Genomic DNA, 26,392 nt, shown 5'->3' on the forward strand with positions numbered 1-26,392 from the left:
AATAAAATCAACACCCGATAAGCCCGGACATGAGCAACAAAAATGGCGGCAGGTTTTCCCTGCCGCCATTTAAATCATCTTCGTGTCCCCGCGCCCAAACGCAGGCAAGTCACGCCAGATTAACCGGCGCGTAGCAATTCGAGACGCTGGCAGGCTTCGCTGAAGTCCGGCGCATAAAGGCTGAGGCGGGTTCCCGTGCCCTGCAATTCATATTCGCCGATATTTTCCGTCGGGCAGGAAATGAACTTTGCCACCGGCGCACTGACCAACACGCGCTTGCCAAGCTGTTTGGTCAGCTTTTCAATGCGTGATGCCTCATTTGCGGCACGGCCAACCACGGTGAAGTCCACCCGTTCCTTAACGCCAACATTGCCATAAACAACATCGCCTACATGCATGCCCAGCCCATAATCAAATTCCGGCAGGCCCTGTTCGGCCCGGCCGCGATTAAGGTTTTCAATATTCATCTGGGCCTCGGCGGCGGCATACAGGGCTGCGTGGCAGGCCTGTTCCAAATCACCTTCATCATCGCGGATCGGGAAAATGGCCAGTGTTGCATCACCAATATATCGCAGCACCTGCCCACCATGCCCCAGAACAGCGCCCGCCGTTGCGGCAAAAAAGGCATTCATCTGATCTAAAAACGCATCATCACCAACATGGGCTGCCATTGCCGTGGAATTGCGCATATCGGAAAACCAGATAACGGCGCGGGTTTTGGTGCTGTCGCCCAGTTTGATTTGCCCATCACGCACCCGATGCCCGGCATCCGACCCCAGATAAGTTTCCAGGATGGTTTTGGTTTCGTCATGCATGATGCGCATTTTGCAGGTCACGGCAAAACGGCGCTGAATGGCCGAAAGAATGGCAAGGTCTTCGTCGGTAAAACCACTGGGACGGCTGGTCAGATAGGTCATGAAAATGCGATTTTCACCCAACTCGCTATCACGGTCGGTGACAAAGGGGGTAACAAGCGCCAGATAATCGGTCCCGCTGACTTCGCGGAAGGTTTTAAGAACCGGAAAATCAAGAATTGCACCCGGGCCAATCAGATGGCGGCGCAAAAATGTCACCCCGTTATCGATCATCCATTTCATCGGGCTGGCGTTCCAGTCCGGATTATTTTCACGCACCCCCAAATGGAAGGAGCGTTCAACCTGCCCGGTCGGCTTTGACCAGATATAACTTACACCTTCATACAGGGGATGAAGGGTTTTAAAACCAACCATGACCCGGTCAATCGGCAGGCCCGCGGCCACAAGGCGCGATACCATGCCGGAAATAACCTCGTCGATATCGGTATCCTGCAAGGCGCTTTCCATCAGCCAGTCATTGACCGACCGCACAAATCCGCCCCCGGACAGGGCTGAATTTGTTCCGGGTAATGACGTGACATTACCGAACTGTTTGCTCTGCTGCGCCATCGGCACGCTCCGTCCTACAATTTTTCATTTTTGTTACACCGCTTAAATGGTCGAAACACCACAAAGCGCAATCACAAATTCAAAAAAGAATGGCAGCCATGCGAAACAGGAAAGACACTGCCATTTCAGCCAATGAATGCAACACGATCAGGCATGGGACAAAACCGGTGCCGGCAGATAGATCCGGGCGTGCAAACCACCCTGTGCTGCATCTTCCAGATAGATCTCGCCGCCATGCGCGCGAATGGCGGTTCGGGCAATTGCCAGCCCCAAACCAATGCCACCGGTTTCCTGATTGCGCGATTCCTCCAGTCGGAAAAACGGCTCGAATACCCGGTCACGCTGATCAATGGGAATACCAGGCCCATCGTCACAAATATCAATCCAAAGGCCGCCATCATCGGCCTTTGCCACAGTCACGAAAACATTTTCCCCATAGGCAAGGCCATTTGCCAAAAGGTTGCCCAGCGCACGTTTGATCGAAAGCGGACGGCAGGCATAGGAAAAATGTTCAACTTCAGAGTCAAATGTAACCGGATGTCCGGTTTCTTCAAGGTCTGCACAACAGGCTTCGACCAATGCCACAAGATCGATCTTGCGTGTTTTTTCATCAGCCGTTTCTTCACGGGCAAATGTCATGGCTGCCGCCACCATTTGCTCCATTTCATTTAGAGTTTCGATAATCTTACGCCGATTTTCCTGATCTTCAACAAATTCAGCCCGAAGACGCAGGCTTGTAATCGGCGTACGCAGATCATGCGAGATAGCAGCCAGCATGCGGGTCCGGTCTTCAACAAAGCGGCGCAGGCGCGCAGTCATGCGGTTAAAGGCGCGCGCCGCATGGCGAATTTCAAGCGGCCCGGTTTCGGCCACCGGTTCGGGAAAATCCCCGCGCCCAACACGATCGGCAGCAACGGCCAACGCCTTCCACGGGCGGGTAATGCGCCGCGCAACAAAAAAGGCGATAATACCAATCAATATGGCCGACAAAGCCACCCGCACCAGACTTTGAAATACCACCCAGGGCGGCGGCGAAAAATTATTGATCCGCGCATCAAGCCAGATCATCGGCGTTGCATTGGCAGTGGCAGCGACATGACCCGGCGCAGTACCATCTGGCGAAACGACACCATCAACGGGGCTTTTAGCAACGACGTCCCCCTTGCCCTGTGCCGTTGCTGCTTCATCATCGTGATCAGCGTCATCAGCATTCGCATCCGTATGCGGCGCTGCCTTGGCGATCATGTCAAAATCTTCGCCGGTCACATCTTCGGGCAAAACAGGTGGGGTTACATCGCCATCCGCAATACCAAAAACCGGCACGGCAACCCCCATGACCGGCGGGCCATCGCAGGAAATGTTGCTAAAGAAACGGTGGAATTTCAGTTTCTTGTATTCCAGATATTCCTTGCCCAACTTTTCATATTTCTTTTCCATTTCGTGCATGCGTTCATGCTCGCGATGGCGTTCGCTGCGGCAATCGCTTTCCGACAGGAAACTGACCCGTGCGGACACTGGCGGATTACCCAGCGCAGTATTGACCCGATCAGCCAGAAGGCGGGTTACATCCGTTGTTTCACCATAAACCATCGGTTCGTTTAGAAGGCGCAACTGGAATTGCGGGCTTTGCGCCACACGCAAAACATCGCGCCAGTTTTCGCGTGGCGTGGTCGATAAAATGCGCGAAATGGCCGCAACACGCGCCAGCGCCCCGCCGCGCCGTTCGGATAAAACCGCATCATGGCGTTCCTCGGCCAGCAATACTGCGAGCACAACATGGGTCAGAATGACCGCACCTAGCAGAAGCGCGATAAGCTGGGCTGTCAGGGTCCGGGGCCAAAGACGAAATAAAAACCGCTTCATTGCGAGACTGCATCCACCGTCAGCATATATCCCCCACCCCAGACGGTTTTAATAATGACGGGGTTTTTCGGGTCCGGTTCGATTTTTTTGCGCAGGCGGCTAACCTGGTTATCAATGCTGCGATCAAAGGGGGCTGCTTCGCGGCCCTTGGTGATATCAAGCAGCTGATCGCGCGTCAGCACCATACGCGGATGTTCGACAAAGGCATTTAAAAGGGCAAATTCCCCGGCACTAAGCGGCATTACCATATCTTCATCATTGCGCAATTCGTGGCGGTTGCGATCAAGGATCCAACGATCAAAAAACACTTCGCCACCGGCAAGGGGGCGTTTACGGCCCGTGGGCAGGCTTTGCGCCCGGCGCAACACGGCCTTGATACGGGCCAGAAGTTCGCGCGGGTTAAACGGCTTTGCCAGATAATCATCCGCGCCCATTTCAAGACCAACGATCCGGTCGGTTTCCTCGCCAAGGGCGGTAAGCATGACAACAGGGATATCATAACTTTCGCGCAACCACCGGCACAGGCTAAGCCCGTCTTCGCCGGGCATCATGACATCAAGCACAACCAGGTCCGGCATGATTTCATCGCTTAAAAGCTTGCGCATTTCGCGACCATCGGCTGCCAGGCTGACACGGTAGCCATGCTGGCGCAAATAACGCCCGATCAGATCGCGAATATCACGATGGTCATCGACAACCAGAATATGTGCTGTATCCGACATTCCGTCATGTCCTGCTGTTGGTGGCATCTTAGGATGCAAACTTAACGCACCGATACGCAATGCGATAACTGCCAATTTGTATCAGACTGTCGCAAAGCCGGAGATTGCGACAGTCTGCGACCATTTTAGCGTCCAACCGGGATCATTTCGCGACAATTTTAGGGTTAGATGGCCTTGTCAAACGGTTCACCCAACGTGACGAGGATAATATGAACACGACCCGCAAACTGATGATTACCGCTGCCATTATTGCCACCACGCTGGGTGTTATCCCCACCGCGTCCGCACTGGCACAGGCTGGCCCCGATGAAATGCGCACCGAAATGCATGACGGCAAAGGTGGCGATTGCCAGGGTGGCAAATTCCATCATGGTGGTTTCGATATGAAAAAGGGTTTCGGCGGCCATCATGGCGACATGAAAGCCATGATGAAACGCGACACCCCGCTTTCCACCGACGAAGCACGCCTGCTGATCGACGCCATGTTACTACGCCACGGCAATAACGACCTTAAAACCGGCACTGTCGAAGCCAGCAAGGATGGCAAGCAAATAACCCTCGCCCTTCTTAATACCAAGGGTGATCTGGTGCAGGATTTAACCCTGGATGCCTATACCGGCCTGCCCGCACGCAAGGAATTTCGTGAATTGCGCCACATGCTGGGCAAACCGGACCGCAAAAACCGCTTCGATCACAAATATGATGCCAGCCAGATGGAAACCCTGACCAAAGCCGCTGTTCTGCTGCGCGGCAAGGGTGACCTTGTACTTGGCAAAATCAGCCAGACGGATCGTGGCACCTATGTCGCGACCATCACCAATAAAGGCGGCGATATTGTCCGCGAAGTTGAACTAAGCAGCGTTACCGCCCGCCCGGTTGATGGTGGCCGTATGTTTGGTCACGATTTTGGCCCGAAGCCAATGTAAGGGCAGCCTGCAGATTTTCATAAAAGAAGCCGAAACGCATTTTGCTTTTCTTCACCCGGACCTTCCCCCTCCGCATTGCCAGCAAGTGCAAATGGCTTCTTTTCGTCCGGCGTTTCAACCCCAACCGATATGAATTTCCGGACAAACTCGTGGCCCTGTCAGTGACGGGGCCATTCTTTTTGGCAAACTGTTTTTAAACTGCCCCTGCCAACAGCAATTGACGGCCGGAAAATTTTCGCTAATCCTTTCTTTTTAGAAGGACCGCGCCATGACGATTTCGGAAATCAACGCCCATCCCCGCACTGCCCTGCTTGATGATATCCCCGCGATTACAGCACTTTGGCAGGAAACCAATCTATACCGCCCCTATAATCCGCCAGCCTGGGACATTTCATTTGCCATCAGTTCAAACAATTCCACCCTGCTGGTATGGGAAGATGTTAACGGCACCATCGTTGGCACTGTCATGATGGGCCATGATGGCCATCGCGGCTGGATTTATTACGTTGCCGTCGCCAACAGCCACCAGAAAACCGGCCTTGGTCGCCGTTTGATGCGCCAGGGCGAAAACTGGCTGCGCGAACATGGTGTCTGGCGCATGCAGCTGATGGTGCGTTCAGAAAACAGCGTCGTGCAGGATTTTTACCGTCATCTCGGCTATCGCGCGCTTGATGTTACCGTGATGCAAAAAGATATTGATACCCCTCCTGCCGATCGCGGCGGTGCCTTTGCCCCACCCGAAGCAGACGCATAATATCCCCCCCCCCGCCCGCATTCAAAGCCCCGCGGCGTTATGATTCCCAAAACAAAACCGGCAGCCCGATTTGATCGCAAGGCTGTCGGTTTCATATTGGCGGCATCCGTTTTATTCAGCAGCCTCGGCACTGCTTGTCGCCGCCGGGCCAGACAGGCTTGCCGTATTGTGCGCCAGATGCAGGCTGTTGCGTGCAATGCGCCGGGTGCGAGTAAACAGGCGGTGAATACGTTCAATCACCGATATTTCCAGTCGATACAGTTTCACATCTTCAGCACTTGTTCCCACCTTTTCGGCAATCGCCAACTGAAGCTGGTCCAGACGGGCACTAAACGCGGCTTTTCCGGCAATCAGGGCTTCGGCACGCGGGGCATCTTCGTCTTCCAGTGCGCGCAGGCTGGCCTGAAGTGCCGTTTCAGCATCGCGATACAGGCTTAAAAGCCCGTCTGTGGTTTCGCTATCGGGTTCGCGCCCCAGGCGGGTTAACCGTGTTAACAAATCCACCAGTTCCTCGCTGACGATATCGCCAATGGCCTCGAGGTTGTTCGCAACAGCAACCAGTTCCTCCAGCCGGGCGCGATCGGTTGGGGATGCATCTTCGTGGCGCAGACGAACGGCATAGGCAACAATGGCTTCCTGCAAGGCATCCACGCCATCATCCTGTTCGGCAATACCCTGTAAATGTCGGGGATCATGATGCACCAGGCAATGATGGCCCTGCTTTGCCATGCCGCGCACAATTTCCCCCATATGCAACACTTCCTGTTTCATCACTACAAGGGCCGCTGCAGGTGTGTGAATCATATCGTCATTCAGGTATTTCGGGCGCATATCGGCAATATTTTCGGTCTCTTTACGGTCTGGTACCAGGCGTTTGATCATGCGCGCCATCACCGGTACAAAGCCAACCATCAGAATAACGTTCAGGATATTGAAAATGCTGTGCGCATTGGCAATTTGCCGGGCAATATCGGCCCCACCGGCACCCGCATGGCTCGGGGTAATATCGCGCACAATTTCGGCAAGCAGCGGAATAAGCGGCAACCAGATCAAAACGCCAATCACGTTAAAGGATACATGGGCAACCGCCGTGCGCAGGGCATCGCGATTTTTGCCAATGGTGCCCAAAAGCGCGGTAACACAGGTGCCAATATTGGCCCCGAAAATAAGGGCAATACCGGCATCAAGGCCCAGCAAGCCCTGCCCGGCCAGCACAATAACAATGCCCGTTGTTGCAGCACTGGACTGCACCAGTGCGGTAAACAGCGCGGCAATGGCAATGCCCAGAACCGGGTTGGTCATTTGCGCCATGGCGGCAATGAACGGGTCATAATGGCGCAAGGGTTCCATCGCGGCCCCCATCATGCCCATGCCGAAAAACAGCAAACCCAGCCCCAAAACCGCCCTGCCAATTTGCGCCCAGCGTTCGATGCGAATGAAAAACATCGCCGCAAAGCCCACCGCAATCAGGATCTGCGCAATTTCATCCACCCGAAAGGCAATGATTTGCGCAGTCAGGGTACTGCCAACATTGGCCCCCATGATCACGGCGATGGATTGCGACAATGTCATCAATCCGGCAGAAACAAAGCCAACCACCAAAACCGTGGTGACCGATGATGACTGCAACAGGGCGGTAATCACCGCGCCCGATATCACGGCAACAAAACGGTTGCGCGTCATCTTCCCCAAAAACAACCGCAACTTTGACCCGGCCAGCACCCGCAATGCCCCGGCAAGATGGTCCATGCCATATAAAAACAGCGCCAGCCCACCAAAAAGCTGGATCATCATCCAGCCGGTGTGAAGCTCTGGCGTACCGTCAACAGTGCCATTTTCAACTGCAGCCGCCGTCCCCGCCACCGCCTGCACAGCGGCCCAAACATGGCCCATCGGTGCCACCACCAACAGGGCAACCAGCATCAAACCAGATAAAACCAACAATCGGAGCGCAGATTTGCCCTGCATTTACACCATCCACCAAACAAAACAGACCGCCACTCTATAGATGTGGCGGCCTGTTCCATTTGGAATAGATCAAATACAACGCGAAAAATATCCGCTCGTCATAGCCTTAACGTACAGCAGCCCGGCACCCTATTGCGCGGCACGGGCGGTGCCGTCACCCTGTTCCAGGCGTTGTTTAAGCGCGGCAACTTCATCGCGGTTCAGGCGCAAACCAAGCTTGGAACGACGCCAGATCACGTCTTCCACATCATGCGCCCATTCCTGATCAATCAGGTAATGCAGTTCGGCTTCATAAAGGTCATGGCCATAAAACCGGCCCAGATCGGCCAATGACCGTGCTTCGCCCACAATGTGGATCATCCGGCTGCCATAGGCGCGCAGCAAACGGCGCAGCATCGTTTTGGGCACCCAGCCATATTGGCGGCCATAATGCACAAGGGCAGCTTCAAAATCACCGCCAGGCAAATCGCCGCCGGGCAACGGGGCACGTTCCGTCCAGGAATGATCATCGCGCGCCAATTTGCGACTGATGATCTGCAGCGCATGTTCGGCCAGCTTGCGATAGGTCGTAATTTTGCCGCCAAACACATTCAAAAGCGGTGCCTTGCCCGCGGCATCATCAAGCTTAAGGGTATAATCGCGCGAAACCTTGGAGGCATTTTCGCTTTCGCCACCATAAAGCGGCCGCACACCAGAATAGCTCCAGACCACATTTTCCGGCGTCACTGGCGTCTTGAAATAGCTGGTCGCAAGTTCGCACAGATAGGAAATTTCGGTTTCGTCGATTTTGACCTTGGCCGGGTCGCCCTTGTAATCGACATCGGTGGTGCCAATCAGGGTAAAATCACCCTGATAGGGAATGGCAAAAACAATGCGGCCATCCGGGTTTTGAAAGATATAGCATTTATCGTGATCAAACAGCTTGGGCACAACAATATGGCTGCCCTTGACCAGGCGGATGGCTGCACGCTTTTGCGCTTCGACCGCGCCATTTTCCGGGTCAATCAGGCTTGCGCACCATGGCCCGGCGGCATTTACCAGCATCTTGCCACGTACTTGACGGATCACACCGGTATCTTTACCGCGCAACGTCACATCCCAGCCATCAGTCGCGCGTTTGGCCCCCACGCATTCGGTGCGGGTTAAAATTTCTGCGCCACGTTCGCGGGCATCCATGGCATTTAAAACCACCAGCCGCGCATCATCGACCCAGCAATCAGAATAAACAAAACCCTTGCGCAAATCCCCGCGCAAGGGCTGGCCGACCTCGTGGCTGGCAAGGTTGATGCCTTCGCTTGCCGGCAGTTTTTTACGGCCACCCAGATGGTCATATAAAAACAGGCCCAGCCGTATCATCCATGTCGGGCGCAGGCCCGGCACGTGGGGCAACACAAAGCGCAACGGCCAGATAATATGCGGCGCATTGCCCCAAAGAACTTCACGTTCCTTCAGGGCTTCGCGTACCAAGCGAAATTCGTAATGTTCCAGATACCGCAAACCGCCATGAATAAGCTTGGTGCTGGCCGAGGATGTCGCACTGGCAAGGTCATTCATTTCACACAGCAACACGCGCAGGCCACGCCCTGCCGCATCGCGCGCAATGCCCGTCCCGTTAATACCACCACCAATCACGACCAGATCATACTCGCCCTGGCTGCTGGCGGCATTGTCCAACGGGGTTTCCGGTTTTTGCGATGGGACTGACATTTTTCTGACCTTGCTGATTTTTGTGAACGACCTTCATTTAGTTCATTTACGAAAATTTTTCAAGATCGACATTATGACATTTTGAACATATCAGCCGCGCGCGATACCAATTTGCCAGCAAGTTCACTGGCAAACTGACGCGCCAAAAAACATTGGCCGGAGCAAAAATCCTAAAAATATTTGCCCATTTTCAGTATCTTGACAGAAAAATCCTCTCCTGCTGTTACCAGCAGGCATAAAAATGTAACATTCCGAAAATAATCTTCCCCGAAAAAGAAAAAGGGCGCTGCACGGTTTCCCGCAACAGCGCCCTTCAAATTTTGACCTGGCTAATCTTATTGCCAGCGTTGCTGCCAGGCTGACAGCATCAGAATGGACCACAGCTTATGGGCATTGTTCGTCGCCCCTGCCTGGTGGTCCTTCATTGCCTTGTCGATCAATTTGCGATCAAGGCCAAAACCGTCATACAGCTCCGGACGTGCCAGCAAATCCTGCGCCCAGTCGCGCAATGGCCCGCGCAACCATGCTGCCAGTGGCACGCCAAAGCCGGTTTTCGGCCGGTTGATCAGTTCGTCCGGAACATATTTTTGCAAAATTCGGCGCAGGGCAATTTTGCCAGTACCATCATTGATTTTAAGATGGGCGGGCAAACGCCAGCCAAATTCAATGACGCGATGGTCAATCAACGGCACCCGCACCTCAAGCGAGGCGGCCATCGATGCCCGGTCAACCTTGGTCAGCACATCATCAACCATATACATCATCGTATCCATCACTTGCATGGCCGAGATGTAATCAAGATTACGATTGCGCGAAAACTTTTCGCCCGGCACATGAAAAACCGGCATTTTGTCGTCGCTGCGTCCATCGGGGCGCAATGTTTTCGCATCCCACAATTCCAGCAGTGCGACATAACGGTCAATATCATCACGAATGGCCAGAAGTGGCGCGACCTTGTGGATTTTATCGCCAATCGTACCGGTTTTGCCACCCACCGGCAAAACCGAACAAACCCTGTCCCACTGCCGGGGCGAAAGCAAAGTCAGCGCACTTGCAATATGCGATGCCCCAAACGGAATCATTTTGCTGGTACGCGCCAGATTATTGGCCCACAGATAGCGGTTATAGCCGCCAAATGTTTCATCGCCACCATCCCCCGACAGCGCAACGGTTACTTCGCGGCGGGTCAAGGTCGACATCAGCGCGGTTGGAATGCCCGAACTGTCAAAAAACGGTTCGTCATACATATCCGCCAGTTTGGGCACAATATTCAGGGCATCATCCGCACTGACATAAAGTTCGGTATGATCCGTTCCCAAATGCTGCGCCACTGCCCCGGCAAAGGCCGCCTCGTTAAAGGCTTCGTCCTCAAAACCGATGGAATAGGTTTTAACAGGCTTTGCCGCGACAGATTGCATCAAGACAACAATGGTGGATGAATCAATCCCGCCCGACAAAAACGCGCCCAGCGGCACATCTGCCACCATGCGGCGTTCAACTGCATCACGCAGCAAATCTTCCAGCGCGTCAATCGCACTGGCATCATCGCCTGCCCAGCGATTATTGCGGCCGTTTAAAACAACATCTTCCATCGACCAATAGATGGAATCGCGAATTTGGCCTTCGGCATCAATTTCAATCATATGGCCGGGGCGCAATTGCCGTGTTTTTCGGTAAATGGATTGGCCCGACGGCACATAGCCAAACCGCAAATAATTATCCAATGCCCCGCTATCGACCTCGCGCGGGCAAACGCCGCCTGCCACCAGGGCCTTTAATTCGGACGCAAAGGCAAACCGCCCTTCGTGATGGGTCCAGTAAAGCGGCTTGATGCCCAAACGATCACGCACCATCACCATTTTTCGCAATTTTCTGTCCCACAGGACAATCGCGAACATGCCAATCAAAAGCTTCAGGGTTTCGGCAACACCCCAATGGGCAAATGCCTCGAGGATGACTTCGCTATCGGAATGGCCGCGCCAGGCAATATTGTGGCGGGCCAGCTTGGCGCGCAGGTCTTCGGCGTTATAAATTTCGCCGTTATAAACCATCACATAGCGCCCATCGGCCGATGGCATGGGCTGTTTACCAGCATCACTTAAATCGATAATGGCAAGGCGGCGCTGACCGAGGGCTATTCCAGCGGCATCATCCACCCAGATATCACCGCCATCAGGGCCACGATGAAGCAAGGCCGCGTTCATCGCCGTAACGATGTCGCCGTTATTGCCCTGGCCTGTCTGTTTTGGTGTCCATAGTCCGGTAATGCCGCACATAGGAATCCCCTGATGCCCTGATCAAATTGCCCGTCATCAGCGTGGTTAGGATCATCACTGCGCGTTTCGGGTCTGCTCCGGTAATAGCGAACAGCACGGGTTGCGACAATGGAAATCAGTAACTTTTCTTTTTCATCGGCTTACGGCATAACTGTCACATGCTGAAACTTGACCGAATTTTCATTCGCATCTTGCAGGTCCTGCAAACCAATGGCCGGATATCGAACCTCGATTTGTCCGAAGCGGTGAATCTTTCGCCATCGCCGTGTCTGGAACGCGTGCGCAAACTCGAAGAAAACGGCATGATTTCGCAATATATTGCCGATATCGACCTGGATAAAATCGGTGCCAACCTTCATGTGATGGCCGAAATCACCCTGGGCAGCCATCTAGTCGAAGATTTCAAACAGTTTGAAGCCGCCATCGCCGATGTGGACGAAGTCATTTCGTGCTACAAAATTGCCGGGCCGTTTGACTATACGCTTGATATGATTTGCCGGGATATTCCGCATTTCAACAGCATCAAGGAAAAGCTGATTGCTGCTAGCATCGGCATTGAAACCTTTCGCGGCCATATCGTTATGGAACGCACCAAAAGCTTTGCCGGCTACCCGCTAGACAGCCTGACCGCCCCCACCCCGCTACGCGGCATGTTATCGGATTAAAGCCAAACGGGCCTACAATAGCCCACGCACCCTGCCACCAGCATAAAGTACCGAACGCACCTGACGTTCGCAGATCAACCGGCATTGCCTAACAAACGGCACTAATTCCGTACCAGTTCCCCATACCAATCATGGCAACAAGCATGGTAGCAGCGGCAAATCGGTTAATTCAGCCGATGCCCATCTTCCTCGTCACGGGTGCGATGAATGCCGTATTTTTCCATTTTACGATAAAGCGTATTACGGCTGATACCCAGCATGCGGGCCGTTTTGCTGACATGCCAGCGCTGTTGACCCAGCGCCTTTTGCAGGGCATCGCGTTCGGCCTGCCATAACGGGTTTTGCGCATTGGCATGTAGCGGCTGGTTTTGCAGTGAAACATCGGGCTGCAAATCATCGGGCAAATGTGCCACGCGAATGGTGCCGTTTTCGGCAAAAACGCAGGCATATTGCAACACATTGACCAGTTCACGCACATTGCCCGGCCAGGCATGCTGCTGCAAAATATCCAGTGTTGCATCATCACAGACCATTGCCTGCCCCTTGGCAAAATCAGCCAGCAGGCGTGAAACCAGATCGGCAAGGTCGGTTCGGTCACGCAGCGGCGGCAAGGCAAGACGCGCCCCCTTGATGCGATAAAGAAGGTCTTCTCGGAATTTGCCATTGGCAACAGCAGCAGCCAGATCAACATTTGATGCGCAAATCAGGCGAAAATCCACCGGCACCGATTTGGTACTGCCCAGCGGTTCGACACAGCGGCTTTCAAGCACGCGCAGCAAACGGCCCTGAATCGAAATTGGCATATCGCCTATTTCATCAAGAAACAGCGTGCCGCCATCGGCCTGGCGGATGCGACCACCAAAACCATCGCGCGCCGCCCCGGTAAAGGCCCCACTGGCATGGCCGAACAATTCGCTTTCAATCAGGCTTTCAGGCAAAGCAGCACAGTTAATGGCCACAAACGGCTTTTGCGCGCCAACGGCATGGTTATGAATGGCACGCGCCATATGTTCCTTGCCGCTGCCCGTTTCACCCGACATCAGTAACTTGATCTCGCCAGCCAAAAGCTTGCTGCCCATTTGAAAAAGGCGGCGAATTGCAGCATCCTGATCGGGGATATCGCGGCTATGATCGCGCGTTTTTTGCACGGGCAAGACAGGCCTTGGCGCAGAAAACCGGCGACGCTGTTTTTCGGGCAGGGTTAATTGCCCAAACATGATGCCACCTCCGCCCAGTGGCACCGCCTGGGGTGCGCGGGCTTTGTCATCCACACCCTGTGTGCCCAGCATCCGTGCCATCAGGCCATCGACATCACTACCCAGCAGCGATTTTACATGGTTGATCCCGCCCTGTGCCGATAACAGGCGCCGCGCCAAGGCGGTACTACCTGCCACCGTTCCATCCGGGCGAATGGCAATCAGCGCATCACGCGCCGTACCGACATGGCTGGCATCGGGGTGCAAATGCAAAATAATGTCACTGGCACATTCTTCAAAAAACAGGATGCGCTCCAGCGCATCGGCATAATCAGCCACCAGGCTGCGCACGCGCAGGCAATCTTCGCGGCGGATATCATTGCGCACCGCCGAAACATCCAGCACCGAACAAACCCGTCCTTCGGGGTCAAAGACCGGCGCAGCCGTGCAGGTCAGCCCGGCATGCTGGGTTAAAAAATGTTCTTCATTGTGAATGGTAATGGGGCGCCCTTCGACCAGGCAGGTGCCAATGCCATTGGTGCCTTCGCGTTCCTCGCTCCAGATCGCGCCGGGCAGCAGCCCGTTGGTGCGAAACGATGGCAGCATGGAATGGGCGGCAACACTGTCAAGAATAACACCGTCATGGTCGGTCAGGAAAACGGCGTAACCGGCCGTGTCAATTTGCCGGTAAAGGGTGCGCACCATATCGTGGGCATGATGAAACAACCGGCCACTGCGATCGCGGCGCTGGCGGGTCTGGCTTTCGGAAATGATTTCGGGGCGTCGGGCTGTTTCGTGAACAAGACCGAACTGGTCATGGCATCGCTGCCACGATTCAAGGACGGCGCGGTTCTGGGCAACACCACTTAATTGCAAGGCAGCCTCGATCCGTCCACCGGCATGGCTTCCAGACATCAGACGTTCCTTTTTCCTGTGCCGGTTGTTTTCTGGGCCCCGTTATTGTTTTGGCCTGCACTGCGTAGGAACAGCACCCCGGTCACCGCGAAATCCTAACAAAGCACGGCGCACACACCAACCAGTTTCAGCCCGGTTCGACCAATGTCGAAAGGCTGTGTCAAAAACGGGACATTTTGTGCCATCTGCCCCAGTACCCGAACATGTTTTGGTGCCCCCAAACCATCGGCGCGTCCGCATCCAAATATTTGATCTGCCTTATGTTTTCGCAGGAAAAACAGCCAAAATACAATCTGGCACAGCCTTTGCCAGAATGAAGGTGGATAAATTTAAAAAAGTGGCGAAACGCCATATATCACGGAGGATAAGTTCAGATGATCTACAAAAATCCCGGCGATTCCGGCAGTGTTGTCTCGTTCAAGTCACGCTATGAAAACTATATTGGCGGCGAATGGGTGGCACCGGCCAAGGGTCGTTATTTCGAGAATGTCTCGCCGGTGAACGGCAAGGTCTTCTGCGAAGTTGCCCGCTCCAGCGAAGAAGACATCAACAAGGCGATTGATGCCGCCGAAGCCGCCGCTGGCAAATGGGGCAAAACCTCGGTCACGGACCGGGCGAATACCCTCAATAAAATCGCCGACCGCATGGAACAGAACCTTGAGGCTCTGGCCGTTGCGGAAACCTGGGATAACGGCAAAGCCGTGCGCGAAACACTGGCAGCGGACATTCCGCTTGCCATTGACCATTTCCGTTATTTTGCCGGTGCCATCCGCGCACAGGAAGGGTCTCTTGGCGAGATCGATAACGACACCGTCGCCTATCATTTCCACGAACCGCTGGGCGTTGTTGGTCAGATCATCCCCTGGAACTTCCCGATCCTGATGGCCGTCTGGAAACTTGCCCCGGCCCTTGCCGCAGGTAACTGCGTGGTTTTGAAACCGGCCGAACAGACCCCGGCATCGATTTGCGTACTGCTTGATATCGTGGGTGATCTACTGCCTGCTGGCGTGGTCAACGTTGTGCATGGCTTTGGTGTTGAAGCGGGCAAACCGCTGGCGCAAAGCAACCGCATTGCCAAAATCGCCTTTACCGGTGAAACCACCACTGGCCGCCTGATCATGCAATATGCCAGTGAAAACATCATTCCGGTAACGCTGGAACTGGGTGGCAAATCACCCAACATTTTCTTTGCCGACGTGATGGCACAGGATGATGACTTCCGCCAGAAAGCCGCCGAAGGCATGACGATGTTTGCCCTTAACCAGGGCGAAGTCTGCACCTGCCCCTCGCGCGCCCTGGTCGAAGAAAGCATCTATGATAAATTCATCGACAATGTGCTGTCGCGTGTCAGCGCCATCAAACAGGGCAACCCGCTTGATACCGACACCATGATCGGCGCGCAGGCATCGACCGAACAGATGGAAAAGATCCTGTCCTATCTCGACATTGGCAAACAGGAAAAGGCCGAAGTCCTGTGCGGTGGTAACCGCGCGGAAATGGAAGGCGATCTGGCGGGTGGTTTTTACATCCAGCCGACCATCTTCAAAGGCCACAATAAAATGCGTATCTTCCAGGAAGAAATCTTTGGCCCGGTGGTTTCGGTTACCACCTTCAAGGACGAAGCTGAAGCCATGCACATCGCCAATGACACGCTTTATGGCCTGGGTGCTGGTGTCTGGACCCGCGATGCCAACCGCGCCTATCGCTTTGGCCGCGCCATCAAGGCTGGCCGCGTCTGGACCAACTGCTATCACCTCTATCCGGCCCATGCGGCCTTTGGCGGTTACAAACAGTCAGGCATCGGCCGTGAAAACCACAAGATGATGCTCAACCACTATCAGCAGACCAAAAACCTTCTGGTCAGCTACAACCCCAAACCAATGGGCTTCTTCTGATTTCTCCCAGAAGGTCGCCGGGCACCTGTACGCAGGGGCCTGGCGGCTTTCCCCAAGCAGGAGCAGAAAATGACCATGGAAACGCAAACAGCGTCAGAAGATAAAGCGCAAACAGCCGCTGCATCGCGCATACCAGACAGGGTGACGGCAACCGATGCCGCACTGACCCTGATCCGCACGTTAAAGGATATTCATGGCCCGGTGATGTTTCACCAGTCCGGCGGGTGTTGCGATGGCAGTGCGCCAATGTGTTTTGCTCTGGGCGACTTTAAAACAGGCGCACAGGATGTGCTGCTTGGTGAAATTGAAGGCAGCCCGTTCTACATCGGCAAGGCGCAATACGAATATTGGCGTCACACGCAATTGATCATTGATGTGGTGGATGGGCGCGGCGGGATGTTTTCACTTGAAGGCCCCGAAGGCAAAAGATTTCTTACCCGTTCACGTGTCTTTAGCGACGATGAATGGGCCGCATTGAAGGATAGCGAGCAAACAGACCAAACAGCCTGACCCTCTGCGTTCTTTTGAACCGGAACACCGCGAGACTGAATGTAACCGGTCTTTACCCCGATCTGGTTTTGCGGCGCGCGCTTTCTTGCCTCCTGGTTGCGGCGGGTCGTCCACCCCGCCCTTTCAGACTGGGTTGCGCCGACATTCTGTCTTGCAAACTTGTCCGCCGACCTTCCCGGGACCGGCGGACATTTTTTTGCCAATTCACAAAACCGGGGCAAAACCCGCATCCCGGGCGTTATGCGATCTGTAAAATCGCCAGCAGACCAAAGGCCGCCATCGACAGGCAAACCAGCGACAGTTTTGCTGCAAACACCACCCGTCCTCCGGCATTCATCACATTACGTACATCCACACTCAATCCCAGTGCCGCCATCGCCATCACAGTGAGGATCGACGATACATGCTGCATCGGGATCACGGCGGCATCCGGCAGCAAATCCATCGAACGCAGCGCCATCATCACCAGAAAACCGATAATAAACCACGGCAACAGCTTGCTGATGGGAAGGCCCGCACCACGGCCAGTTTTAACGGCCTGCTCGCCGCGATCAGCGTTATCGGCACTATCAGCAATATCAGCACCGCCGGCGTCATCTGTGCTGGCACCGGCATCCCGTGCACTGTTTTTACGTGCCATGCGCCGCGCACCCAGCCCCAGGGTACAAATTACCGGGCCCAGCATCAAAACCCGCACCAGCTTCACCAAGGTCCCGATCTGGGTTGCCACCAGCCCTGCCGGGGCAGTTGCCGCCAGCACCTGGGGCACGGCATAAACCGTTAATCCCGCGAAAATACCATATTGGGTTGATGTCATGCCCAGTGCGGCCTGCAAAAACGGCAGGATCAACACGAAAATCACGCCCAGCACGGCAGTAAAGGCAATCGATGCGGCAACGTCATCGGCATCGGCCTCAATCACCGGGGCGGTCGCGGCAATGGCCGAATTACCGCAAATCGAATTGCCACAAGCCACCAAAATCGCCAACCGTTTGGGCAATCCCAGCAACCGGCCAATGGCGTAACTGACAGCAAGGCTTAAACAGACAACCAGCACAATACCGCCCACCAGGTAAAACCCGGCACCGGCCAGGGCACTTATGCTGATCGACGCCCCCAACAGAACAATCGCGACCTCAAGGATGGTTTTGGCGCTGAAATTGACACCGGCGTCAAATTTGTCGGGCAGGCCAAAAATACTGCGATAGGCCGTACCCAGCAAAATCGCCAGCACCAGCCCCTCTATCCAGGGATGTCCAAACAGGCGCAATTCCGCCTTTTCACCAATCTGTGCCACCAGGGAAATCACGGTCGTCAAGGCCAGACCGGGAAGAAGACGTTTGATACGATCGAAAATTAACATGGCAGCACCTGTAGAATTGTTACAGGCGGAATTTCACATTTTACACAGTTCGTTTCCATCGAATAAAATGATACGAATTATTCGTTTTAATTTAACGATAGGACCGCTGCCATGACCTTTGAACAATTGCGCATCTTTGTTGCCGTGGCACAGCGCGAACATCTGACCCGTGCCGCCGAAATCATCAATCTCACGCCTTCGGCGGTCAGTGCGGCGATCAAAAACCTAGAAACCTATTACGGGGTGGAACTTTTTCACCGTGTGGGGCGGCGCATCGAACTTACCCCGACCGGTCGCATCTTTCTCGACGAGGCCAAGGCCACACTGGCCCGCGCCCGGGCAGCGGAACTGACCCTGGCGGAACTGGGCGGGTTAAAACGCGGCACCCTGAATGTCGCGGCCAGCCAGACCATCGCCAGTTACTGGCTGCCGCCGGTTTTAATGCGTTTTCACGAACAATATCCGCGTATTGAAATCAATCTTTCGATTGGCAATACCCGCAATGTCAGCGATGCCATCCTGAACGGTTCATCCGATTTGGGCTTTATTGAAGGCGAAATTGACGAACCCGCCCTGATGATGCGCGAAATTGCCAAGGACGCCCTGATGGTCATTGTCGGCCCCAACCATGCCTGGGCAAAGGGCCAGCCCCTGAAATTCCAGGACCTTGTGACACAAACAAGCTGGGTGTTACGCGAAACCGGTTCTGGCACCCGGTCCGAGTTTGAAAGCGCACTTCGCCGGGCTGGTGTATCACCGAGCGAGCTTAACATCGTCATGACCTTACCATCCAATGAATCGGTCATTTCAGCGGCTGCCGCAGGTAATGCCGCTGCCGTTGTCTCCAGCAGTGTCGCCCTGCCCTTCATCGAACAGGGCCGCCTTCATGCCGCCAACATCACCCTGCCCGAACGCTCCTTTATGATGCTGCACCACAAAGAACGCCATCACAGCCGCGCGGCCAGTGTTCTGGCCGATATTGCCCTTCAAAAACAGTAATCTCCCAACGTCAAAACGCCATTTCAACCGTCTTAAATTTGAAATTATTCCAATGAAAATTGCGCATTCGCAATGCAGCATTCGGGCAGATGGTTTACCGAATTTGCGACGCCAGACCGGATGATTTTATTTTGCACAATCCGGCAGGCTGGCGCCCAAAAACACCCGGTTCAAATGGGTGTTTCGCCTTTGCCTGACCGCAGGCTTGATGGCTGCATGGCAGTCCTTGCGCAGGCAAATGCACCAAATACAGGGAGCTTCGCTTAACAAAAGGACAGACAGGCAATGCTTGATCCTGAGATACTGGCGCGTGTCCAATTTGCCTTTACCATGGCGTTCCATATTATCTTCCCGTCCCTGACTATCGGGCTGGCCAGTTTCCTGCTTGTGCTTGAGGCCCTGTGGCTGCGCACCGGTAACGACACCTATCTTTCGCTTTATAAATTCTGGACCAAAATATTCGCCCTCGCCTTTGGCATGGGTGTGGTTTCGGGCATTGTCATGTCCTATCAGTTTGGGACCAACTGGGGGCCATTTGCCAAACTTTCAGGGCCAATCATTGGCCCGCTGATGGCCTATGAGGTGTTGACTGCCTTTTTCCTGGAGGCGGGTTTTCTGGGTGTCATGCTGTTTGGCTTAAACAGGGTAGGTCCAAAATTGCATATCACGGCAACGGGTATGGTTGCAGTCGGCACGCTTTTTTCCGCCTTCTGGATTTTATCCGCCAATAGCTGGATGCAAACGCCGGCAGGCTACAGCATTGAAACCGGCCGGCTGGTGGTTGAAAGCTGGTTTGATGTGGTGTTCAACCCCAGCTTCCCCTATCGGCTGGTGCATATGGTACTGGCGGCCTATCTGACCACTGCCTTTGTTGTGGCCGGGGTTGGGGGCTGGCATTTGTTGCGCAACCGGGAAAATGCCGCAGCCCGCATCATGTTTTCCATGGCGATGTGGCTGATCACCATTCTTGCACCCTTGCAAATCCTGGCTGGTGACATGCACGGCCTTAATACCCTGGAACAGCAGCCCGCCAAAGTCGCCGCCATGGAAGGGCATTTTGAAACCAGCAAGGGCGGCACACCCCTTATCCTGTTTGGCTGGCCCGACATGAAGGCTGGTGAAACCCGCTATGCCGTTGAAATCCCCTATCTGGGGTCGATCATTTTAACCCATACGCTGGATGGCGAAATAAAGGGACTGAACGAATTTGCCCCTGAAGACCGTCCCAATGCGACCATTGTATTCTGGTCATTTCGCATCATGGTCGGGCTTGGGGTTTTGATGTTGCTGGCCGGGATCGGCAGCCTGTGGGCGCGTTACCGCAAAACCCTGTTTGAATGCCGATGGCTGCACCGTTTTGCCTTCATCATGGGGCCAAGTGGCTTTATCGCCATTCTGGCAGGCTGGTGCACAACCGAAGTTGGCCGCCAGCCCTGGGTGATTTACGGCATCCTGCGCACAGCCGACGCCGGATCACCGGTTTCGCCGGTTGCCATTGCGGGTTCCACCATCGCCTTCTTTGTTGCCTATGCAATCGTTTTCGGGGTTGGCACGGCCTATATCCTGCGCGCCATGCGCCAGGACCCGCGTCATGCCCATATTGCAGCGGGTGAAATCTACCGCGCTGACCATGCGCAGATTGTCGACCAGCTCGACAGCCACAAACATTAAGGCGCAGGAGAAAGATTATGGATTATCAACTTATCTGGGTCCTGCTGATCGCTTTTGCCGTGTTTGCCTATGTCACGCTGGACGGGTTTGATCTGGGCATTGGTATTCTTTTTCCCTTTGAAAAAAAGGCGGAAAACCGCGGCAAGATGATGAATGCCATCGCCCCGATCTGGGATGGCAATGAAACCTGGCTGGTGCTGGGGGGTGGCGGGCTCTATGCCGCATTCCCCGCTGCCTATTCCCTGCTGATGACGGCGTTTTATGTGCCGGTCATTATCATGTTGCTGGCCCTGGTTTTTCGCGGGGTTGCCTTTGAATTCCGGTTCAAAAGCCGGGATCATACCGCACACTGGGACTTTGCCTTTGCTGCCGGATCCATCATTGCCGCAGCCATGCAGGGCGCAATGCTGGGTGCCTTTATTGAAGGCATCGATGTGCAAAACGGCCATTTTGTTGGGGGACCGCTGGACTGGATCAGTCCGTTTTCCCTGTTTTGCGCCACTGCCGTTATTGTCGGCTATGCCCTGCTGGGTGCGGGCTGGCTGATCATGAAATGCGATGGCCCCCTGCAGGGCAGGCTGCGCGCCATTGCCAAGCCTGCGGTTATCTGGATGGCGGCCAATCTGGGTGTTGTCTCGCTGATGACAACCTATCTGAACCCGGCCTATGGCGAACGCTGGTTTTCAACGCCCAATATCTTCATCCTCGCGCCTATTCCACTGATCACCGCTGGTTTGTTGTTCTGGCTGTGGCATGCGGTGAAACGGCGGGAAAAAACCGTGTTTGGCATTACACTGTCGGTCTTTTTCCTGTGTTATCTGGGCTTTGGCATTACCCTGTTTCCCCATATCGTGCCACCAATCATGGGCTTTCGCGAGGCGGCATCACCCGATAACAGCCTGTCTTTCATGCTGGTGGGTGCGGCAATATTGCTGCCAATCATTCTGGGCTATACGGCCTATGCCTATTATGTGTTTCGCGGCAAAATCGACGATGCGGGGTATCATTGATCATGGCGAAACAGGCAAACAGCAAAACCAGCCGTCTTTTATGGTTTGCCGGGCTTTATCTGGCGGGACTGGTCACCATCACCATTGTTGCCTATGGCCTGCGGGCCCTGATGGGCATTAACTGACGCCTGACTACACACCAAACACCACATACCAAACGGGCCGCGTGATGCGGCCCGTTTGCGTATAAATGATAGGGGGTATGGTTTGTGCGGTCAGGCCGCTGCCACTGGTTTGCGCAGGCGTGCGCCCACAGTCATGGCAAGGCCCGCGATCATCATTAAAAATGACAAAGCCAGAATAACCCAGCCCGTTTCCGCCGGGCTGCCAGCAAGACCGACAATCAGACCTGATAATGGCAGGCTGAGATTGTTAAACAAAATCACCACGCCAGTTGTTTTGCCAAGGTCGCGTGCCGGAATAATCCTTTGCCGGGCAGTACGGATATAAACCGCATACATGCCATCAAACCCAAGGATCAGCACGAAACCCAGGGCATAAACCCAGTAATTGGGACTAAACGCCGTGATGATGCCGCCAATAATGACCATCACATAACCAATGGTGCCAATGCGACCAATGCCCAGATTAGTCACAGCAATCAGCAACAAAACCGATACGGTCGCCAGCGCCCCCATGGTTTGCAGCAACGCATAATAATTGCTGGGCAATTCAAACAGGCCGGTCACCACCGCCGCCGAGGTTGCCAGTGTCGCCCCGAAAACCAGATTGATCGCTGCCGTTAACACCACCAGGCGCCGCAGGCCCGGCAAATACATCACATGGTGAAACGCCACGCGCAGCGGTGCCATAAACGGCGTTGTTGTAACTTCGGGTTCGATCAGTTCGACGGTATTGATCCGCCGCCACAAAATCATTGCCCCTTCGCCCAGCATGAACAGCACCACTGCCCCACCAACAACAACCTGCCAGTTGCTGATGCCAAACAGCGTTGCCGCGGCAAGCGGCCCGATGATGATGCAGCATTGATCAACCGTTTGCGACAGGGACTGAACCCGGTCAAACCGGGCAGTGGCAAAAATTTGCGGCAGCATGACTTCGCGCGCCATAAAACCCTGGCTGGCCAACACCCCGCAAAGGGCAGAAATCAGCACCACCCAGACCGGGTTGGGATAAAGCGCAAAACACACAAGCCCAAGGGTCGCAATCGCCGCCCGGCCCAACTGGGTAATACGGATCAGGCGAATGGGCGAAACGCGGTCAGACAGGATGCCGCAAAATGGAAAGCACAGGGTACGCGGCAGGGTTTCCACCGCATAGGCAAGCCCGGAAAGGGCAACGCTTTCGGTCGTCTGGTAAACGACCAAAGGCACGATAAACAGTAAAAACTGATCGCCCAAACGGGCAGAAAACATCGAGGCAAAAAACAGTCTGGCATTAAGGGACATGGGGCGGGACTTTCGCGGGAACGGCGTTGGTGGCGCCAAAAACGATAAATTGACGATATACCCGTCCTGCGTGCCGTCAATTGAATCAGCACCGTAAAAAAGGCCGCCCTGCCATGCATTTAGCGCGCATATTCAAACGGATATACCCCGCCCATCCAATAGGCACACAACCGGATGGGGCCGTGTTTTCACAGGCAGTTCACAAGCAGCACAGCTAAATACATGAAAAATATGTGTTATTGAAAAAGCAACCTGCCAGGCCTTTGGTGAAAAGGTCCCCTCCACAACCATGTTCATGGAAAACTCAACGGTGACCTGAAGCCAATTCTTCACGCACAAAGCAATGGCGCGAACAAATCGCACCATTGCTTGGCTGCTATAAAGGCAATCCTTTCAGCGCAGCAGGCCTGAACCAGGAACCGCAATCAATACTGATTATGTACCCGCTTAATCAGGGCTGCCAACCGTTCGATACCGGATCGGATACGGTCGGGCTTTTCTGTTGCAAAGCTGAGCCGGGCCGTATTGGTGCCGGAATGATCACAGAAAAAAGCCTGGCCCGGCACAAACGCGACTTTTGCTTCCTCAAGGGCGAGTTCAAGCAATCGGCGGCTGTCGATATTTTCAGGCAAAGTCAGCCAAATAAACATGCCGCCTTGCGGGCGGGTATAGGTCACGCCATCGGGCATGAAATCATCAAGGGCGGCCAGCATGGTATCGCGTTTATGGCGATAGGCATCGCGCAGGCCATCAATATGGCCGGGAAACAGGCGACCAGCCGCGCGTAAGGCCACTTCCTGATTAACCGTTGAAACATGCAGATCACCCGCCTGCTTCATCAATACCAAACGTTCAATCACCGGGCGCGGGGCCGTAACCCAGCCAATGCGCAAGGCTGGCGCCAGCGTTTTGGAAAATGTACCAAGTTGAATAACCGTACCTGCGGCCAGATCACCCCCGGTATCATCAAGTGCCAGCAATGATGGCAAACTGGTTCCATCATAGGAAAGTTTGCAATATGCGGCATCTTCAAGAATGACCGCTCCATATTTGCGAGCAACATCCAGAACCGCCAAACGGCGTTCCAGCGAATAGGACCGCCCGGTGGGATTTTGAAAGTCCGGGGCCAGATAGGCAATGCGCGCGCCATTGGCAAAGGCGGCTTCCAACTGCGCAATGATCGGGCCGTCATCATCCATATCAACACCCACATATTCCGGGCGGCGCATTGAAAAAGCCTGCATCGCGCCCAGATAGGTCGGTTTTTCCACCACAATCTGGCGGCCCGCTTCCAGCAGCAAACGGCCCAGCATATCAAGGCCCTGCTGTGCACCACAGGTAATCAGGATGTTGCTGATATCGCGCACGGCACCATTGGTGGCAAGGTCATCAACAATCCACTGGCGCAGGGCAGGCAAACCCTCGCTGATCGAATATTGCAGGCTGCGGCGACCTGCGGTGTCATCGTCCATCAGGTCGCGGTAAACACTGTTAAAATCGCCGAGCGGAAACAGCGCCGGGTCCGGCACGCCGCCCGCAAAGGACGTAATTTCCGGCCGTTCAGCCACCTTTAACAAATCCCGAATTTCCGATGCCGTCAGGGCGCGGGCATCACGCACGATCAAGTCATTCCATTGGACGTCCATGGCGCTTCTCTTTAGGTCAGTTTTGCTGTCCTTATTAAGAAAGCAATACTGACCTAAATCAATATTATTTTTCACACAACGACAATTTTGAAATAAAATTACCAAACAGCCCAAAATGGCGACCGCAGGTAATTCCGTTTCCCGGTGAATATCCCGCAGCACCTGCCGGGTGGATTTTGGCACCCTGATCCGACCACAGATTTGCCGCCCCATTGCCCCGCAGGTTTTAAATGACTGATTATGCAAAATTCCAACCCTGGCTGGACTGGCTTGATCCGCGTCACGAACAGACGCTTGATCGCCTGAAGGCTTGGTCGGCAATCAATTCCGGCTCGGCCAATATTGATGGCCTTGCGCAAATGGCAGATGCCATTTTGCCCGCCTTTGCCGAACTTGATGCAAAAACCAGCATCATTGACCTGCCCGATGGCGAAGCCGTCTCACCGGCGGGCGATGTCGTCCCGGTTCGCTTTGGCAAAATTCTGCATTTTCACAAGCGCCCGCAGGCACCTGTTCGTGCGCTGCTATGTATCCATTACGACACGGTCTTTGGCATCGACAGCGCCTTTCAAACCCCGCGCATGGTCGATGACAACACCCTTAATGGCCCTGGCGTTGCCGATGCCAAGGGCGGCATTCTCACCATTCTAAATGCCCTTGCCGCCCTGGAACGCAGCCCCTTTGCTAATGGCATTGGCTGGGATGTTATCCTGAACCCCGATGAAGAAACTGGTTCGATGGGGTCCGCCCCCTTTTTGGCAGAACGCGCACGCACTGCCGATTTCGGCATGATTTTTGAACCGGCATTGGCCGATGGCACATTGGCCGGGGCACGCAAGGGATCAGGCAATTTTTCGGTGCGTATTCGCGGCAAGGCCGCCCATGCAGGCCGCGAATTTTATGCCGGGCGCAGCGCCATGGTTGCCGCAGCACACTGTGTTAGCGCCCTTCATGCCCTAAATGGCAGCATTGGCGATGCCACCTTTAATATCGGCAAAATTGATGGCGGCGGGCCGGTTAATGTGGTGCCCGAAAATGCCGTCGTCCGGTTTAACGTGCGTGTTGCATCCCACGATGAACGCCACCGGGCCGAAGCTGCCATTGCCAATATCATCAACGATCTCAACAATCTTGATGGCATCAGTGCGGAGCTGCATGGCCGCTTTGGCCGCGCGCCCAAGGAAATGGCGGGCAAAACCCGGGACCTGTTTGAATGGGTCCGTGAACTTGGCGGCGATCTGGACCTTGATATCGCCTGGAAGGCCACAGGGGGCTGTTGCGATGGCAACAACCTGGCCGAAGCAGGCCTGCCCAATATCGATACCCTGGGGGTACGCGGTGGCTTGATCCATTCCGACCAGGAATTTGCCAAAACTGACAGCCTGATCGAACGGGCCAAACTTTCGGCACTGATTTTAATGAAGGCCGGCGCGGGTGCGCTGCCCGCCAGTTTTATGAAGACGGAGAACTAAA

Annotated in this window: 20 protein-coding genes; 10 read left to right on the forward strand and 10 right to left on the reverse strand. The window is 54.6% G+C overall.

Annotated elements, in window-relative coordinates:
- Positions 1-119: 119 nt before the first annotated feature.
- From CSC3H3_RS12200 to CSC3H3_RS12210, 3 genes are all read right to left on the reverse strand, one after another.
- Positions 120-1,424 (reverse strand): adenylate/guanylate cyclase domain-containing protein, encoded by a 1,305-nt coding sequence (locus CSC3H3_RS12200; RefSeq protein ID WP_101264559.1) that lies wholly within the window; start codon positions 1,422-1,424, stop codon positions 120-122.
- A 147-nt stretch (positions 1,425-1,571) separates the two neighbouring features.
- Positions 1,572-3,287, reverse strand: coding sequence for an ATP-binding protein (locus CSC3H3_RS12205; protein WP_245881103.1), 1,716 nt, complete (start codon positions 3,285-3,287; stop codon positions 1,572-1,574).
- Complete coding sequence (locus CSC3H3_RS12210) at positions 3,284-4,009, reverse strand: response regulator (protein WP_101264560.1); 726 nt, start codon at positions 4,007-4,009, stop codon at positions 3,284-3,286. The genes CSC3H3_RS12205 and CSC3H3_RS12210 overlap by 4 nt, the downstream gene beginning before the upstream one ends.
- A gap of 209 nt (positions 4,010-4,218) precedes the next feature.
- Between CSC3H3_RS12210 and CSC3H3_RS12215 the strand changes: the two genes are divergently transcribed.
- Both CSC3H3_RS12215 and CSC3H3_RS12220 read left to right on the forward strand, forming a co-directional pair.
- Positions 4,219-4,935 (forward strand): hypothetical protein, encoded by a 717-nt coding sequence (locus CSC3H3_RS12215; protein WP_101284984.1) that lies wholly within the window; start codon positions 4,219-4,221, stop codon positions 4,933-4,935.
- Positions 4,936-5,203: 268 nt separating this feature from the next.
- Positions 5,204-5,689 carry a GNAT family acetyltransferase gene (locus tag CSC3H3_RS12220; protein WP_101284985.1) on the forward strand — a complete coding sequence of 162 codons (486 nt, stop codon included), beginning with the start codon at positions 5,204-5,206 and terminating at the stop codon, positions 5,687-5,689.
- A gap of 111 nt (positions 5,690-5,800) precedes the next feature.
- Here CSC3H3_RS12220 and CSC3H3_RS12225 read toward each other — a convergent pair whose 3' ends face one another.
- The 3 genes from CSC3H3_RS12225 to asnB form a co-directional block, all read right to left on the reverse strand.
- Positions 5,801-7,657 carry a Na/Pi cotransporter family protein gene (locus CSC3H3_RS12225; protein WP_101284986.1) on the reverse strand — a complete coding sequence of 619 codons (1,857 nt, stop codon included), beginning with the start codon at positions 7,655-7,657 and terminating at the stop codon, positions 5,801-5,803.
- Between the two features lie 129 nt (positions 7,658-7,786).
- On the reverse strand, positions 7,787-9,364 hold the full coding sequence (gene glpD, locus CSC3H3_RS12230) for a glycerol-3-phosphate dehydrogenase (protein ID WP_101284987.1): 1,578 nt from the start codon (positions 9,362-9,364) through the stop codon (positions 7,787-7,789).
- 335 nt (positions 9,365-9,699) lie between these two features.
- Complete coding sequence (gene asnB, locus CSC3H3_RS12235; protein ID WP_101284988.1) at positions 9,700-11,640, reverse strand: asparagine synthase (glutamine-hydrolyzing); 1,941 nt, start codon at positions 11,638-11,640, stop codon at positions 9,700-9,702.
- A gap of 158 nt (positions 11,641-11,798) precedes the next feature.
- Here asnB and CSC3H3_RS12240 point away from each other — a divergent pair, with 158 nt between their 5' ends.
- Positions 11,799-12,305 (forward strand): Lrp/AsnC family transcriptional regulator, encoded by a 507-nt coding sequence (locus CSC3H3_RS12240; RefSeq protein WP_101264566.1) that lies wholly within the window; start codon positions 11,799-11,801, stop codon positions 12,303-12,305.
- 164 nt (positions 12,306-12,469) lie between these two features.
- On the opposite strand, the gene CSC3H3_RS12245 is transcribed toward CSC3H3_RS12240, so the two are convergent.
- Positions 12,470-14,416: a sigma-54-dependent Fis family transcriptional regulator gene (locus CSC3H3_RS12245; RefSeq protein ID WP_101284989.1), complete on the reverse strand. Its 1,947-nt coding sequence runs from the start codon at positions 14,414-14,416 to the stop codon at positions 12,470-12,472.
- 374 nt (positions 14,417-14,790) lie between these two features.
- Here CSC3H3_RS12245 and adh point away from each other — a divergent pair, with 374 nt between their 5' ends.
- Together adh and CSC3H3_RS12255 are read left to right on the forward strand one after the other, a co-directional pair.
- Positions 14,791-16,311 carry an aldehyde dehydrogenase gene (gene adh / locus CSC3H3_RS12250; protein ID WP_101284990.1) on the forward strand — a complete coding sequence of 507 codons (1,521 nt, stop codon included), beginning with the start codon at positions 14,791-14,793 and terminating at the stop codon, positions 16,309-16,311.
- Positions 16,312-16,386: 75 nt separating this feature from the next.
- Entirely contained in the window at positions 16,387-16,821 is a 435-nt protein-coding gene (locus CSC3H3_RS12255) for a DUF779 domain-containing protein (protein WP_101286219.1), read from the forward strand.
- Positions 16,822-17,059: 238 nt separating this feature from the next.
- On the opposite strand, the gene CSC3H3_RS24825 is transcribed toward CSC3H3_RS12255, so the two are convergent.
- Positions 17,060-18,184, reverse strand: a complete 1,125-nt coding sequence (locus CSC3H3_RS24825; RefSeq protein ID WP_215907496.1) for a YeiH family protein — start codon at positions 18,182-18,184, stop codon at positions 17,060-17,062.
- 111 nt (positions 18,185-18,295) lie between these two features.
- Between CSC3H3_RS24825 and CSC3H3_RS12270 the strand changes: the two genes are divergently transcribed.
- From CSC3H3_RS12270 to CSC3H3_RS24830, 4 genes are all read left to right on the forward strand, one after another.
- On the forward strand, positions 18,296-19,183 hold the full coding sequence (locus CSC3H3_RS12270) for a LysR substrate-binding domain-containing protein (RefSeq protein WP_101284991.1): 888 nt from the start codon (positions 18,296-18,298) through the stop codon (positions 19,181-19,183).
- A 285-nt stretch (positions 19,184-19,468) separates the two neighbouring features.
- A complete protein-coding gene (locus CSC3H3_RS12275) occupies positions 19,469-20,854 on the forward strand; it encodes a cytochrome ubiquinol oxidase subunit I (RefSeq protein WP_101264570.1) in 1,386 nt (461 codons plus the stop codon).
- A 17-nt stretch (positions 20,855-20,871) separates the two neighbouring features.
- A complete protein-coding gene (gene cydB / locus CSC3H3_RS12280; protein WP_101264571.1) occupies positions 20,872-21,864 on the forward strand; it encodes a cytochrome d ubiquinol oxidase subunit II in 993 nt (330 codons plus the stop codon).
- Between the two features lie 2 nt (positions 21,865-21,866).
- Positions 21,867-21,989: a DUF2474 family protein gene (locus tag CSC3H3_RS24830; protein ID WP_114281400.1), complete on the forward strand. Its 123-nt coding sequence runs from the start codon at positions 21,867-21,869 to the stop codon at positions 21,987-21,989.
- A gap of 90 nt (positions 21,990-22,079) precedes the next feature.
- On the opposite strand, the gene CSC3H3_RS12285 is transcribed toward CSC3H3_RS24830, so the two are convergent.
- Positions 22,080-23,273 (reverse strand): MFS transporter, encoded by a 1,194-nt coding sequence (locus CSC3H3_RS12285; protein WP_101284992.1) that lies wholly within the window; start codon positions 23,271-23,273, stop codon positions 22,080-22,082.
- A gap of 425 nt (positions 23,274-23,698) precedes the next feature.
- Positions 23,699-24,919: an aminotransferase-like domain-containing protein gene (locus tag CSC3H3_RS12295; RefSeq protein ID WP_101284994.1), complete on the reverse strand. Its 1,221-nt coding sequence runs from the start codon at positions 24,917-24,919 to the stop codon at positions 23,699-23,701.
- Positions 24,920-25,149: 230 nt separating this feature from the next.
- Between CSC3H3_RS12295 and CSC3H3_RS12300 the strand changes: the two genes are divergently transcribed.
- The gene (locus CSC3H3_RS12300; RefSeq protein ID WP_101284995.1) at positions 25,150-26,391 is read left to right on the forward strand and encodes a hydrolase; all 1,242 of its coding nucleotides are present in this window, start codon (positions 25,150-25,152) and stop codon (positions 26,389-26,391) included.
- Position 26,392 lies beyond the last annotated feature (1 nt).

The sequence above is a fragment of the Thalassospira marina genome, assembly GCF_002844375.1.
Lineage (GTDB): Bacteria > Pseudomonadota > Alphaproteobacteria > Rhodospirillales > Thalassospiraceae > Thalassospira > Thalassospira marina.